The 14,897-nt window shown below is 32.8% G+C and carries 11 protein-coding genes; all 11 read left to right on the forward strand.

The window, feature by feature from the left end; all coding sequences use genetic code 11:
* Nucleotides 1-8: 8 nt before the first annotated feature.
* Nucleotides 9-1,310: an EpaQ family protein gene (locus IGL80_RS05390; RefSeq protein ID WP_002378510.1), complete on the forward strand. Its 1,302-nt coding sequence runs from the start codon at nucleotides 9-11 to the stop codon at nucleotides 1,308-1,310.
* Between the two features lie 105 nt (nucleotides 1,311-1,415).
* The gene (locus IGL80_RS05395) at nucleotides 1,416-2,813 is read left to right on the forward strand and encodes a sugar transferase (RefSeq protein WP_002356909.1); all 1,398 of its coding nucleotides are present in this window, start codon (nucleotides 1,416-1,418) and stop codon (nucleotides 2,811-2,813) included.
* A 134-nt stretch (nucleotides 2,814-2,947) separates the two neighbouring features.
* Complete coding sequence (locus IGL80_RS05400; RefSeq protein WP_002356910.1) at nucleotides 2,948-3,706, forward strand: glycosyltransferase family 2 protein; 759 nt, start codon at nucleotides 2,948-2,950, stop codon at nucleotides 3,704-3,706.
* A gap of 15 nt (nucleotides 3,707-3,721) precedes the next feature.
* A complete protein-coding gene (locus tag IGL80_RS05405) occupies nucleotides 3,722-4,570 on the forward strand; it encodes a LicD family protein (protein ID WP_085366613.1) in 849 nt (282 codons plus the stop codon).
* Nucleotides 4,571-4,812: 242 nt separating this feature from the next.
* Nucleotides 4,813-7,494 carry a DUF5776 domain-containing protein gene (locus IGL80_RS05410; protein ID WP_085366611.1) on the forward strand — a complete coding sequence of 894 codons (2,682 nt, stop codon included), beginning with the start codon at nucleotides 4,813-4,815 and terminating at the stop codon, nucleotides 7,492-7,494.
* A gap of 464 nt (nucleotides 7,495-7,958) precedes the next feature.
* Nucleotides 7,959-8,663: an IspD/TarI family cytidylyltransferase gene (locus IGL80_RS05415; protein ID WP_002378508.1), complete on the forward strand. Its 705-nt coding sequence runs from the start codon at nucleotides 7,959-7,961 to the stop codon at nucleotides 8,661-8,663.
* Between the two features lie 12 nt (nucleotides 8,664-8,675).
* Complete coding sequence (locus IGL80_RS05420) at nucleotides 8,676-9,734, forward strand: NAD-dependent epimerase/dehydratase family protein (RefSeq protein WP_085366607.1); 1,059 nt, start codon at nucleotides 8,676-8,678, stop codon at nucleotides 9,732-9,734.
* A gap of 1 nt (nucleotide 9,735) precedes the next feature.
* Entirely contained in the window at nucleotides 9,736-10,716 is a 981-nt protein-coding gene (locus IGL80_RS05425) for a glycosyltransferase family 2 protein (RefSeq protein WP_002407479.1), read from the forward strand.
* 32 nt (nucleotides 10,717-10,748) lie between these two features.
* A complete protein-coding gene (locus tag IGL80_RS05430) occupies nucleotides 10,749-12,155 on the forward strand; it encodes an O-antigen ligase family protein (protein ID WP_223302463.1) in 1,407 nt (468 codons plus the stop codon).
* A 1-nt stretch (nucleotide 12,156) separates the two neighbouring features.
* Complete coding sequence (locus IGL80_RS05435; protein WP_010709665.1) at nucleotides 12,157-13,374, forward strand: CDP-glycerol glycerophosphotransferase family protein; 1,218 nt, start codon at nucleotides 12,157-12,159, stop codon at nucleotides 13,372-13,374.
* 75 nt (nucleotides 13,375-13,449) lie between these two features.
* Nucleotides 13,450-14,865, forward strand: coding sequence for a lipopolysaccharide biosynthesis protein (locus IGL80_RS05440; protein ID WP_002378502.1), 1,416 nt, complete (start codon nucleotides 13,450-13,452; stop codon nucleotides 14,863-14,865).
* Nucleotides 14,866-14,897: the final 32 nt, after the last annotated feature.

The raw sequence follows: 14,897 nt of genomic DNA on the forward strand, positions 1-14,897 counted from the left end.
GTTTGAATATGGGAAAAGTATTGAATAGAATCGGTCGACTTATTTTATTAGTTACAATGATCGGCTCGTATACGATGTGGGTCGTAGGAATTGATGCGCCAGTCACAAAATATATGTATGCCAATAGTTCAATTTTATTATTAATAGCAGTAATACTTGTACTGCTATTAAATTGTACGAAATTAAAATTTATTGACTGGCTGACCGTAGCGTTGGCGCTAGCCACCTGGCTCTTGTTTCACTTTACGGAATCAATCCGTCATAGCACAATGCAAACAGATACAATGATTCCTTTAATTATTTTGTTGGTCCTTTGTTTTAAAGTTTGTGTCTTTGACCGTGTGGATCAAACGCTTTTATTAATTGTCTCTTTAGTTGCTTTGAGTGCGACTTTGTATCGGATGTCCGTGGAGTTGCCACAGTTGATTCCAGCAGACGAAATTTTTAAAGAATCAAATAAACTAGAAAGTATTTGGATTAATACCAATACGATTGGTGCAACGTTGATGTTTTCAACAATGATGGCCAGTAGTTTGATCAAAGCATATAGAAATAAGGTTTTTAACCTGCTGCTTTTACCTGTATACATTGGTGGTGTTTTAGGTACATGGGTCAGTCAATCCAAAACCTCTTTTGCCATTTTAGTTGGTTTTATTCTGGTGGATAATCTTTTACCAAAACGTTTCTTGCAACGTTCGAAAGTTTGGCTATTTGGTTTTGTCGGAGTAGCTGCATTGGGACCATTGTTATTTTACTTATGTGCGGAATCGGATACTGTTGATTTATTTACAGGAAGAGAACGAATTTGGCATGAGTTTTTTGCTAAATGGTTATCTGATCCTCAACATATTAAAGTCGGTATGGAACCTTTTGTGGCCTCATGGAAACCGCTGGGGACACATAATGCTTTTCTATTTACGTTAAGTAATTTTGGTGTCATTGGCTATCTGATTTTATTTGGTTTTTTAGTCAGTATGATTTTATTGATTGGTTTCCGTAAAAAAACATTGGATCGTTTGCAAGTTAGTTTACTTTTAGGCTTCCTTTTAATCTGGATTCATTCATTTATGGAAGATATTTTATTAGCGCCTCATTGGATGCCGATAGTTTATAGTTTCCTTGGGCTAGCCTTCTACTTCCGGCCAGAGAAAAAACGAGGAAGACATGAAAGACCAACGACACCTAAAAGAAGAAAACGAGTGAAACAAACAAGTCCTGTTAGCAATGAAGAGCGCCCGATAGCACCTGTTGACGAAGAGGGCTGGGACCAACCTGAAGAATTAAGTCGTGTCCAAAGACATCGCAGATAATTTTCATCCTATAGAACTTTCTTGTCCGCTGACATTATGGTAATATAGGGGTTGCATGTTATTACAAATAATGTAATTACTGGAAGTGAAGAGAGGAAGTTTTTAATGACATCAAAAAGTGAATGGAGTAATGCAAGACGAATTGTAATTATTTTAGCAGACGTTTTGCTCTATAATTTATCAATCATCTTAGGGTTTATGGTGAAATTTGGCCGAGAAATTCCTTCATTTAACTTTGTGGCTTATGAAAAATCTGCAATTTACATTTCAATCTTTTTTATCTTTTTGAATTTGTTGTTAGGTGCGTATATTTTTTATAATCGCAAAATTAGTGACATCATTTTTGTCACGGTGATTGGTCAAATTTTAATGACTTTAACGATTATGATTGTGACATTTGCCGGACGTTGGTTTACGTTCCCGCGTTCTGTTTTAGGATATTCCTTTATAATCGGAATTATTGTTCTAAGTCTTTGGCGAATTCTTGTTTATTATTTATACTTAAAGGTTAGCAATGAGCGAAAAGTTGTTTTACTAGGTAAAGAAAATCAAGTCATGCGTTCAATTCAAAACTTTATGTCTGATAAAAATAACAAGCATAAAGTAACGAGCGTTGTTGTCAGCAATTACTATGAAAACTTAAAAAAAATTATCGATGAAATCGATATTGTTTATATTTCAAGTAATGTTGATGAGAACGAAAAAGTAAAATTGTATCAATTAATTGTCAAACACAAGAAAAAAATCTTTTTAGATACAAGTTTTGAAAATCTAATTATGTTAAAACCAAACATGATGAACTTTGAAGATGAAAGTATTATCGAAGTCTCAAATTTTGAAATTCAACCAGAAGAGAATTTTATTAAACGTTTATTCGATATTTTAGTCTCTGTTTGCCTATTTGTGATTACCTCACCCTTAATGCTTATTGCAGCGATTTTAGTCAAAGCAACCTCACCGGGACCAGTGATTTACAAACAAACTCGGATTACATTAGATCAACGTGAGTTCTCGATTTTAAAATTTAGAACGATGTCGGCAACAGCGGAAGCAAAATCAGGTCCAGTGTTATCTACAAGTAACGACAGTCGCGTCACTACAGTTGGTAAATACTTGCGCGCTTTACGTATTGATGAGTTGCCACAACTAATCAATGTTATTCGCGGGGATATGTCCATTGTCGGACCACGTCCTGAACGACCATTCTTTGTTGATCAATTTAATCAGGAAAACCCGAATTACTATTTACGTCACAATGTACGTGCGGGGATTACTGGCTATGCCCAAGTTTATGGGAAGTATGCTTCTGACTACAATAGTAAATTGAACTTTGATTTACTGTACATCAAGAATTATTCATTACTATTGGATATGAAAATTCTGCTTCAAACCATCAAAATTCTCTTTGATAAAGTATCATCAAGAGGATTGGATGAGTCTGAAGAACGTGAAGAATTGACGATGGATTATTGTAAAGAGAATGCTATTAGAATTTACCGTTAAAAGTTTGAGACATAAGTTATTTAAGCTTATGTCTCAAACTTTTTTTGGAAACAAGGAACGTTGAAATAATAAAAGAGCTATGCGATAATATAAACTGTTACATTCTTACATAAAATGCAACGAGGAGTGAACAAATGGAAACAGCACTTGTTTCAATTATTATGCCCATGTACAATGCTGGCAAATTTTTATCAAAATCTATTGAAAGCGTTCTGGAACAAACCTATCAGAATTGGGAATTATTACTCATTGATGATGGAAGTAAAGATGATTCTATTGATATTGCACTTGCCTTTATGGAAAAAGATTCAAGAATCTTTTTACTGAAAAATGAACAGAACATGGGCATTGCAAAGACCAGAAATAAAGGAATTGAAGCTTCAAAGGGACAATATATTGCCTTTTTAGATAGTGATGATTTATGGCTTCCTAATAAATTAGAAGTTCAAATCAAGTGGATGGAAGAAAAAAAACTTTTATTTACATGTAGTTCTTATTTTGTATGTAATGAAAATGGCAACATTACTCATGAGCGTAATTTTAGTGAGGGACCACAAACCTATCAAGATCTTTTAAAAACAAATACTATCGGCTGCTTAACAGTCGTAGTCGAATCTAATCTGCTTAAACGCCATTTAATGCCGGATTTAAAACATGAAGACTATGCTACTTGGTTAAACATTTTGAAAGAAATAAATACGGTCTATTTTATTAACGAAAAATTAGCCATTTATCGTAAGCTAACCACCTCTACATCTTCTAACAAATGGAATACAATCAGTTGGGTTTGGAAAATTTTGCGTCAAAATGAACAGTTTTCAGTTATTAAAAGTTCATTCTACTTAATGCGTTTTTTATTCTATACAACATTTAAATATGCAAAGAATGAATAGGGAGGAAAAGGAAAAGTGGAACAAACAACACAGACGCAATTAGTAGAAATTCAACAAGTCGTTTTACGCATGTCAAAATATTTTGTGGCTTTTTGTGAAGAACATAATCTAACCTGTTATTTTTGTGGAGGCGGTTGTATTGGAGCAATCCGCAGTCAAGGTTTTATTCCATGGGATGATGACTTAGATTTCTTTATGCCAAGACCAGATTATGAAAAATTAAAAGTGCTTTGGCCTAAATATGCAGATACAGAACGTTATCCATTGTTAGTTGCTTCAAAAACTTATAATGATCATAATTCATTTATGACAATTAGGGATGCACAGACAACGTTTATTAAAACCTATCAAGATGGATTAGCGATTCCTCATGGTATTCCTATCGATATTTTTCCTTTAGATGGTGCGCCAAAAGGAAATTTTCAAAGGAAGAAACAAAAAATTTGGGCATTAATTTATGCTTTATTCTGTTCACAAGTGGTACCAGAAAAACATGGTGGCATTTTAGCAACGGGGAGTCGGGTATTATTGAATATCTTTCCATCGAAAAAGGTTCGCTATCATATTTGGCGCTTTGCTGAAAAAAGAATGACTAAGTATTCCTTCGGCTCCACTCCTTATGTTACAGAATTATGTGTCGGACCACGCTACATGGGTAATATTTATCATTTGGAAGATTTTAAATCTGCTATTTTTGTTCCATTTGAAGATACAAAAATGCCAATACCAGTGGGCTACAAGCGCTACTTAGCAGAGGTTTTTGGGGATTATATGCAATTGCCACCAGAGGAAGATCGCCAACCCCATCATGAAGCGCTAATTGTTGATACTAAAAAATCGTACACAGAATATCTTAAAAAATAAATAAAAGATGAAAACAATCGATTAAAGATCTGTTTTCATCTTTTTACCATTTAAAAGTAAAAAATTGATATAGGAATGTTAAAAAAGCGTAATTGAATTTGAAATAAAGGTATGAGATAATAATTGGTGTTAGTTTTAAAATGTGAAAACAATTAGTTGAAGGTTATAGGATACACATTTTCGAGAGCGAATGGCAAGTGTTTAAGAAAGATACATATTATTAAATATATAAGGAGAGTTTCATGAAAAAAATCATTTCAGGTATGTTAATTTGTACCGTATTATTAAATAGTTTTAGTGTGATTGCATCAGGAGAAGAGCTTGTAAAAACAGAAACAACGGGGGAGACTGGCTTGGTCACTCAAGCTACGTCAGAAACAACGACTAATTCAACGGAGGATACATCTTCTGTTACAGAAGAAAATACCTCTGAAAGAGATAGTTCTGCTTCAAGCACAAAAGAAGAGTCTCTTGATTCTTCAACAAATAGTACAACGGAAGAACATTCTTCTGTTTCAGAAACAAACACAACAGATAGTAAAACAGAAGCATCACAAAGCTCTGAAGTAGAAAAAAAGACCATTGACCAAGATGAAGCGGATTATCAAGAAGCAGCACGTGAAGGAACGAACCATAAAAAAGGAACATATGCTATGAAAAACGGCATTTCTTCTAGGGTAGCGCGAGCAACAGTTGCGAACGTCTATGCGAATGATCCTAATTTGCCTGGCAAGAATTTTATTGACGTTTCTAGTTGGAATGGAGACATTTCAGTAGCTGAATATCAAAAAATTAAAAGCTATGGTGTAACAGGTGTCTCGGTTAAATTAACAGAAGGAACTTGGTATGTTAATCCATATGCTGCGGGCCAAATTAGAAATGCCAAAGCTGCGGGCTTAAAAGTTTCAGCATATCACTATAGTATGTATGTCTCTGCTGCGACAGCACAAGATGAAGCAAGATATTTTGCTCAGGCGGCAGCTAACTCTGGCTTAGATAAAAATACCATAATGTTTAATGATGCGGAAGATCCAACGCTTACAAACAATGGGCGAAACGCCCATGCTAATTCTGTTGCGTTTAACCAGCAATTAAAGGCACTAGGGTATAAAAATGATGCGTTGTATGTTGGCAAATGGTGGTTAACAAATGGCTATATCGACACCTCCGCCTTCGGAAGAGACAGAGTATGGGTAGCGCAATATCCATATACTCCAGATAGTTCCATGCAGTGGAATAATGACCATGGTGCTTGGCAATGGTCTTCGCAAATGTATTTCCCTGGTTTAGCTAATTATGAAGGACGTCCGTTTGATATTTCCATGACCTATAGTAATTTTTTAAATATGGGTAATAGTAGTGGGCCTGACTTAAGTAAGTATTACACAACTAATCCAGGTCGAGTGATCATGAAAAATGACGATACTTTTTACCAAGATGTGGCGTTTAGAACTCCTAGTTGGCGAGTTAAAAAAAATACACTAGTTACCATTAAGGGGATTGAATATAGTTCAGCAGGAATTCCTAGATTGGTTACAGATCAAGGTTATTTAACAGCAAATAAAGGTTATGTATTAGCAGCACAAAGCAATATTGATTTGTATTTTACGACAAATCCTAAAAAAGTTCGTTTGAAAAGCGATGATTATTTCTATGCTGACCCAGAATTTAAGCAAACATTGTCTAAGGTTTCGAAGGGAACAATAGTAGAAGTTGAAGATTTAGCTTATACTCAAAGTGGTATATTTCGATTGAAAACGGCGAAAGGATATTTGACTGCAAATAAAAATATAGTTGAACAATATAAAGGGTTAGAAGATATTTACTACACATCTAATCCTGGACAAGTAATTACCAGAAATGAAGATACCTATTACAAAGATGTAGAATTCAAGACAAAAGCAAATAAAGTAACTGCAGGCAGTGTTTTAAAAGTAACTGCTATTGAGAAAACAAAATCAGGAATTCCTAGATTGAAGACGGCAAATGGGTATTATTTCACGGCTAACAAGAACTATGTAGTAGCTACTGGATCTTGGATTGCCAACTATCATACGGTTAATCCAGGGCAAATTATTATGAAAAATAGTGATAATTTTTATGGGGATCCAGACTTCTTATATAAAGGATCGGCTGTTTCCAAGGGAAGTTTAGTTCCTGTTGTGGGAATCGAATACCGTGAAAATCAAGTTCCTCGTTTGATTACCCAAAATGGTTATTTAACAGCGAATAAAAGTTATGCCCAAAAAGTTGTACCAAATATCAAAGATTATCTATATGATTATCCAGAGTATGTAGTTATGAAAACAAATGATTATTATTATCAAGATGTAAATTTCAGTAATAAAGGTGAGTCTGTTTCCAAAGATACATTAATCAAAGTTTTAAGTGTTGATTATACTGAAAACGGATTGCCTAGATTAAAGACTGCAAAAGGCTATATAACTGCTAACAAAACATATGTTACAAAATTGGTATCAAATTCAGATAATTACTTTACTGAAAACCCGCACCAAATTATTATGCGAGTGTCAGATAAACTATATACTGATGTAGAGTTTAGTAATGCTAGCAGAACCTTATCCTCTGGGACTGTTGTTCCAGTTAAGGGCATTGAGTATTCCTCTAATGGTGTTCCTCGCTTGAAGACAGAAGAAGGCTATCTTACTGCAAATAAAAACTATGTGACAGCTGCTGGAAATACCAATAACAATTACTTTGTTACTAATCCAAAAAAAGTTAAGCTCTTAATTGATGATAGCTTCTACAATAATGTTGAGTTTACTAAAAAAGGACAGGCTGTTAAGAAGAATACGATTGTTGAAGTTGAAGCAATCGAATATACAAACAATGGTATACCAAGGTTAAAGACGAAACAAGGGTATTTAACTGCTAATAAGTGGTATGTAGCAAAAGTGGGTTAAGCTATCCGCCAATAAACAACCTTATTGATTATTAAAGTAAAGAGAATATTTGAAGGGTTAACTATATATTGACATCTTTGTTGGACTTATTTTTATACGAGTTCGACAAAGGTGTTTTTTTATAGAGAAAAAGATTTTATTGTTCAAAAATTTTCGCTATTTATAAAGGGGCTAAAAGTGTTGTTAAAATTGATGAAAAGCATAACAATCATCTTTTTATTCAATCAATATCTAAATAAAAAAAGAAATACGATAAAGCCTAAGACTATTAAAATATATAAAATAAAACATCGCCAATATTTACAGTTCGATTAAGGTCTACGATAAATTATTGAAACTTACTGATAGTTATGAGAAAATGTAAAAGATTGAATGCAGTTTTGGCTGTGTTGATGAATATATAAGTTAAACAAAATTGAAATAAAACTAGTTGTTGACTAGTTAGAGAAAGGATTTTGTATCAAATGATTACAGCTTTAATTATTGCCGGTGGGGTCGGTAAACGAATGGGGCAGGAAATTCCTAAACAATTTATTATGGTAGAGGAAAAACCGATAATTATCTACACATTGGAATCTTTTCAAAAGCATCCACTCATTGATCGAATCTTAGTTGTGTGTAAAAAAGGTTGGGAACAAACACTAGATGCCTATGCAAAAGAGTACCATATTGACAAATTACAATGGATTATTCCAGGAGGAAATTCTGGTCAAGAATCAATTAACAATGGGGTTAATTTCTTAAAAGAACATTCAAACCCAGAAGATACTATTGTTATCCATGACGGGATTCGTCCATTAGTTGATGAATTAGTTTTATCTGATGTAATTGTTAAGTGTCAAGAATACGGAAATGCAGTGACTTCGTTGCCATATAATGAACAAATTTTTGTAAAAGAAACTGAGGAAACAACACGACAATATATTAATCGTGAAACATTACGTCGCGTGTCAACCCCACAAGCCTATAAATTTGAAAAATTAACTTGGGCTTACGAAAAAGCATTCCGTGAGAATATTGGTATTTCTGAATCGTCATACACAAATACTATGATGGTGGATTTAGGCGAAACATTGTATTTTGCTTTAGGCTCAGATAAAAACATTAAGTTAACCACACAAGATGACTTACAGTTATTTAAAGGCTTCTTGAAAATGAAAGAAGAGTAGTGGAGGGATACCATGTTATTTACAGACGATAATTATTTATCAGACGTTGAACGAGTTTTAGAGAAGACACCAGATTGGACGAAAGTAACTAATAAATCTGTTTTTATAACTGGTGCTTCAGGCATGATTGGGACCTTTTTAATTGATGTGCTTATGTACCAAAATAAAACGAGAAATGCGAATATTTCGATCTGGGCGATGGGACGAACATTGTCGCGTTTAGAAGAGCGATTTACTAGTTATCTAGAAGATCCGTTATTCCATATAGTTATCGGAGATGTCACAGAAGAAATTCAGATAGCAGAAGCTTGTGACTATGTGTTGCATTGTGCTAGTAATACACATCCTAAATCATATGCCAGTGATCCAATTGGAACGATTATGACCAATATTGCTGGTACGCAGCATATTTTAGATTATGCGGTCAAAGCGAATAGTGAAAAAGTGTTATTTTTATCAACTGTTGAAATCTATGGAGAAAATCGTGGAGATCTTGATAAATTTACGGAAGACTATTGCGGCTATATTGACTGTAACACGCTACGGGCCGGTTATCCCGAAGGAAAAAGAGCAAGTGAATCATTATGTCAAGCCTATATTCAGAAATATGGTATTGATGTTGTTATTCCAAGAATTAGTCGTACTTTCGGGCCTACGATGTTACTTTCGGATAGTAAAGCTTCTTCTCAATTTATTATGAATGCAGTCCATAAAGAAAACATTGTGTTAAAAAGTGCAGGGACCCAACTATATTCTTATGCATATGTTGCAGATATTGTATCTGCTCTTCTGTTTTTATTAGTTAAAGGGCAAAAAGGGGAAGCTTACAATGTTTCAAACGAACATTGCGATATTACGTTACGTACTTTTGCGGAAACATTAGCCAATGTGGCTGGAACAAAAGTGATTCATGGAGAAGCCACCGCCCAAGAAAAACAAGGGTTTTCTAAAGCAACAAAAGCACTACTAGACAATCAAAAAATCTATGCATTAGGTTGGCGGCCACTGTACAACAGTATGGAAGAACCATTAAAACATACAATTAAAATTTTAGAAGGTAGCGGAAATTGATATGCCCAAAATTAGTATTATTGTTCCTGTATACAATGTAGAAAAATATTTAGAAAAATGTGTACGCTCTATTTTAGCTCAAACGTTTACTGACTTTGAATTAATTCTGGTGGACGATGGCTCTCCAGACAGTTCTGGAGCAATGTGTGATCAGTTTGCTGAACAAGATCAACGGGTAAAAGTTATCCATAAAGAAAATGGTGGACTAAGCGATGCTCGCAATGCTGGAATTGAGATAGCGACAGGTGAGTATTTAGGTTTCGTAGATAGTGATGATTACATTGCGGATGATATGTATGAAACGTTGTATAATCAGATAGTAACTTATGAAGCAGAATTAGCTACTGTTGGGATGATTGATGTTTATGAAAACAGAGAATCTCGACTAACGGATAAAAAAGAGATAAAAATTTTGTCTCAAAATGAGGCAATTCAAGCAGTTCTTGATAGTACAGATGTATATGCTTATGCTGTTAATAAGCTATATAAAAAAGAACTTTTCAATAAAGTTAGATATCCAAAAGGAAAAATTGTGGAAGATGCATTTATCATTATAGAATTACTTTTACAATGCCAAAAAATTGTTACGAATACAGAACAAAAATACTATTACTATCGTAGAGCTGATAGTATTACTGGTTTGTCTTTTTCGGAGAAAAATTTTGATGTTATTGAAGCATGGGAACACAATGGAGTTTTAGTAGACAAAAGTTATCCTGAACTAGCTGAGTCTGTTCATAGAAGGATTTGCTGGGCATATTTTGATGTCCTAGATAAGATGGCAATTAGTAATGAAAAGAATTTTAATGAGCAGAGAGAATCAATAAAGAGATTCTTATACTCAAATTTCACTTTCGTGATGAAAAATCACGTGTTCACTAAAGGTCGCAAATTATCAATGCTAGCATTAAGAGTCAATGATTCTTGTTACAATGCATTAGCAAAATTTAAATATAATCATTTAACTAAAAAAAATGATTAAACAATAGATACGTCAGGAGAAGAATGAATTTTATGGATACAAAAGAAAGCTATTTTCTTCAAAAAGGGAAAGATATTTTTATTATTGGTTTATTTTTGCTATTAATGGCTAGAGCTGTAGGAGCCTATAGTTTATTGCCTTCTAAAATTGATAATGTATTATTTTCAATGCTAGCTCTTTTCGGAGCCATTGTCTTAGCTGCTGATTTTTTCACAAGGATATTGAAAAAAAATCGTTGGACGTATGATCCATTGCTTCTTTTCTTCATGGTTATTATGCTTATATCCAGTATTGTCAATATAAAATATGGTATTTTTGGGAATTTAAAATTTATCATTTGGGAAGCTTTGTATTTCTTTATTATTTATGACAACGGAATTAGTGCAAGTAAGAAAAATACTGATACCTTATTATCAATAATAAGTAGTTTATTAATTACAGTATGGACAATGTTGGTAATTGTATCACTTGGGATGTTTCTAACACAGTATCATTATTCTATTCAGTTAAGTCGAGTGAATCCATTAAGGATAGGAATGTTAGAAGGAAGACTGTTCGGTGTCTTTTCAGATCCTAATTATGCTTCTGTCATGTGTGTCGTTACAATTTTTTTAAGTTTATATTATCTATTTAGCAAAAAATATACTAACAAGTGGTTACTATCGGGAATTATTTTGTCAATCTTTTTAAATGTGAGTTATATTATTTTGTCTGGTTCTAGAAATGGACTGATCACTTTATTAATGACGACATTTGTTTTTGTTTTCTTTGGGATGTATCAATACCAAATGAAAAAAGAAGTTAATCTATTTATTTCTGTATTGATTTCTATTTTTAGCGGCTTGGTAGTCATTGGAGCTGTATATTTAATAACAAAATTAATTAAAGCAGGTTGGTCTTATTTTCCACAGTTTTTTGACAAGAAAGAAGTATCTGGAAAGCTTGAAGGAAGAGTTGACTTGACCAGACCAGATGTTGCTAAGAGTACTGATGTTTCAAACTTGCGTTTTACAATATGGAAAAGTGCTATAGAGATATTTCAATCAAGTTGGTTATTCGGAACTTCACCGAAAAACATGATTGCTTACGCACAAGATATTTTACCTAATACGTATATTGCTCAACGAAATTTTTCAGTCCATAATGCTTATTTAAATACTTTAGCATCTACAGGAATTTTAGGAGGAATTACTTTTGTAGTATTTCTTTTAGGTAAAGTTGTTAGAGTAATAAAGTATTTATTTAAACCGATTACTAATTTCTTGTCTAGCAGAATTTTTTATTGTATTTGTGGTGTGTTCGCTCTAGCTTTTTCAGGCTTTTTCCATAATGAAATGATTTTGGTAAATATCTCAGGTGCCTTTTTATTCTGGTTTTTACTAGGTAAAATTTTAGGTGATTTTGATGAAGTAAATAAGATTGAAGACAAGAGGGAATAGTATGATTAATCAAGTTGAGTCAAAGCTATCTAGACTATTGTTTGTTTTCAAAAGTCTTTTTCTTAGAGTAGGAAGGTATGCAGTATTTTATTGCTGCTATCCTTTTTTGCTAATGAGACCAATTAATAAAAATAAAATAGTTGTCTCAAGTTACTTTGGAAAAGGATATGGAGATAACCCTAAATATATTTGTGAATATCTTTTATCAAAGCGTAGTGATTTAGAAATAGTCTGGTTATGTAAACCTGAAGTGCTGAAAACACAAGCTAATCTATTTCCAAAAGAAATTAGATTGGTGAAAAACAAATCTGTAAAAGCATTGATAGAACTCTTTACTGCAAAAATTTGGATAGATAACTCTAGAAAAAGTTTTTATCCGCCAAAAAGAAAAAATCAATTTTATTTGCAAACGTGGCATGCTGGTTTTGGATTAAAGAGAATTGAAAATAATGCTGCTGAAAAATTAAAACCAAGATATGTAAAATTAGCAAAAAAAGATTCTAAAATGTGTGATTTACTGGTATTTGAAAGTTCTAGTTTATTTAAAGATATTGGAAAGATGTTCTGGTATGATGGAGAAATATTCAGAGAGGGAGTTCCTAGAAATGACATTATCGTAAACAATGATCCAGCAATTATAAAAAAAGTATACAACTACTACGATTTATCAATGAAAAAACGTATTATATTATACGCGCCAACGTTCAGAGCGGGACAATTAGTGGAAGTTAATGCTTTATTTTTAGAAGAAATAAGAAAAACATTTTCAGAGAAGTTTAAAGAAGAATATGTGCTATTTGTTCGCCTGCATCCAAATGATACGGAAAATAAGGAATTGATATTAGGAAACCTGAAGAATCCTAATATTATTGATGCATCAAGCTATAATGATATGCAAGAGTTATTATGTGCAACGGATACGCTCGTAACAGATTATTCATCTACTATTGGTGAGGCTTTAGTTTCTAATAAGAAGTGTTTTATTTATGCTTATGATTATGAAAAATATAAAAAAAATCGTGGGTTAGTAATGGACTTAATAGATTTGCCGTTCCCAGTAACGTTTAATCAAGGTGGATTTATTGAAAGTGTCAAAACTTTCAACATGGATGATTATCTAACGAAAGTGACAGCGTTTAAAGATAGATTAGGTATTTCAGAATCTGGTCATGCAAGTCAATCATTGGGTGATCGATTATTGGAAGAGATGTCCAAGTAATAATATATGAGGTATAGTAAAAAATGATATATTTAAAAAGTTTAAATTCATTCCGAAAGGTCGTAGAGTACCGTTATGAGTAAATATAAAAAATTAGTAGGAAATTCATTTATATTTGCAGTGGGGAACCTAGGAAGTAAATTAATCTCTTTTGTTTTAGTACCATTGTACACTTACTATTTAACGACAAAAGAATATGGTCAAGTAGATTTAGTAACAACAACAGTTAGTTTAATGATTCCAATTGTTTCTGGTGGCATTTCTGTTGCAGTTTTGCGATTCGCTTTAGACAAGGAAGTAGATAAAAAATCTGTTGTTACTAATGCTACAGTTATTGCATTAATAGGAATTTTGCTGACTGCCGTATGCTATCCGTTGTTGGCAGCGACAAAGGCTTTTGACAAAATTTTATTGGCATTTTTGTTTTTATTGGCATTTCAAGTATTTACTCAAATTATTGCACAATTTGCTCGAGGTAATGGTCAAGTACGCGTATTTGCTTTTAATGGAATGATTAAAACTTTAGCGATTGGCTTGCTAAATATTTATTTTCTAGTTGTTTTAAAAATGGGACTAAATGGGTACTTGATTTCGCTTATTTTAGCTGAAATAGTTTCATTAATTTACTTGACTATAACGACTCCATATTTCAAGGATTTTTCTGTTAAGTTAATCAGTAAATCGTTCATGAAAGAAATGCTATGGTTTTCTATTCCGACAATTCCTAATGATGTATTATGGTGGTTTGTTAATAGTGCTAGCCGTTACTTTATCCTTTATTTCTTAGGGGTTAGTGCTAATGGTATTTATGCCGTTGCAAATAAAATACCTTCAATTATTTCGATGATGCAGTCTGTATTTTCTCAAGCTTGGCAAATCTCTTTAGTTGATGAACGAGATTCTGAAACACGAGGAGAATTTCATGCAAATATATTCAAGTATTATAGTTTTCTTCTGTTTCTTACGGCATCTTCAATTATGGTTATTTTAAAATGGTTATTAGCTAATTTAGTGCAGAGTTCATATTTTATTAGTTGGCAAGTTACCCCGTTTCTACTAGTTTCCGCTATCTATTCCGGATTCATTGGTTTCTATGGTCAGTTTTATATTGCCGAGAAAAAGACAAAAGGATTAATGAATACTTCAATTGTTTCAGGTGTTTTAAGTATCATTTTAAATTATATTTTTATCTCTCTTTTTGGGTTGATAGGTGTTGGTTTGGCTTCGATGATTAGCTTGTTTGTGGGGTGGATGATTCGAATTTATGATACAAGTAAGTTTATTACTGTAAAAATAAACTTTATGAATTTAATTGCTAATCATGTTGTTTTAAGTGTTCAAATTTTATTAATTTTCTTATTTAATGGACCAGTATTAATGGTTTTACAGGCCGTTTGTTTGGTTATTTTATTAGTTGTGAATTTAGAAATAGTCAAAGGTTTGTTTGAAACAATTAAAAAATTTATGTACTCTAAAAAGAAAAAAGATTAATAGTTAATTTATAAATGTTTGATTGAAAGTGG

Origin of the sequence: Enterococcus sp. DIV2467a, assembly GCF_050532945.1 — a bacterium.
GTDB classification, from domain to species: domain Bacteria; phylum Bacillota; class Bacilli; order Lactobacillales; family Enterococcaceae; genus Enterococcus; species Enterococcus faecalis.

Bases quoted from the DNA above. Each gene is read 5' to 3' on its own strand.
- IGL80_RS05400 (WP_002356910.1), top strand. From the start codon at position 2,948: ATGGAAACAGCACTTGTTTCAATTATTATGCCCATGTACAATGCTGGC.
- IGL80_RS05430 (WP_223302463.1), top strand. From the start codon at position 10,749: ATGGATACAAAAGAAAGCTATTTTCTTCAAAAAGGGAAAGATATTTTT.
- IGL80_RS05410 (WP_085366611.1), top strand. From the start codon at position 4,813: ATGAAAAAAATCATTTCAGGTATGTTAATTTGTACCGTATTATTAAAT.
- IGL80_RS05440 (WP_002378502.1), top strand. From the start codon at position 13,450: ATGAGTAAATATAAAAAATTAGTAGGAAATTCATTTATATTTGCAGTG.
- IGL80_RS05425 (WP_002407479.1), top strand. From the start codon at position 9,736: ATGCCCAAAATTAGTATTATTGTTCCTGTATACAATGTAGAAAAATAT.
- IGL80_RS05395 (WP_002356909.1), top strand. From the start codon at position 1,416: ATGACATCAAAAAGTGAATGGAGTAATGCAAGACGAATTGTAATTATT.
- IGL80_RS05415 (WP_002378508.1), top strand. From the start codon at position 7,959: ATGATTACAGCTTTAATTATTGCCGGTGGGGTCGGTAAACGAATGGGG.
- IGL80_RS05390 (WP_002378510.1), top strand. From the start codon at position 9: ATGGGAAAAGTATTGAATAGAATCGGTCGACTTATTTTATTAGTTACA.
- IGL80_RS05420 (WP_085366607.1), top strand. From the start codon at position 8,676: ATGTTATTTACAGACGATAATTATTTATCAGACGTTGAACGAGTTTTA.
- IGL80_RS05435 (WP_010709665.1), top strand. From the start codon at position 12,157: ATGATTAATCAAGTTGAGTCAAAGCTATCTAGACTATTGTTTGTTTTC.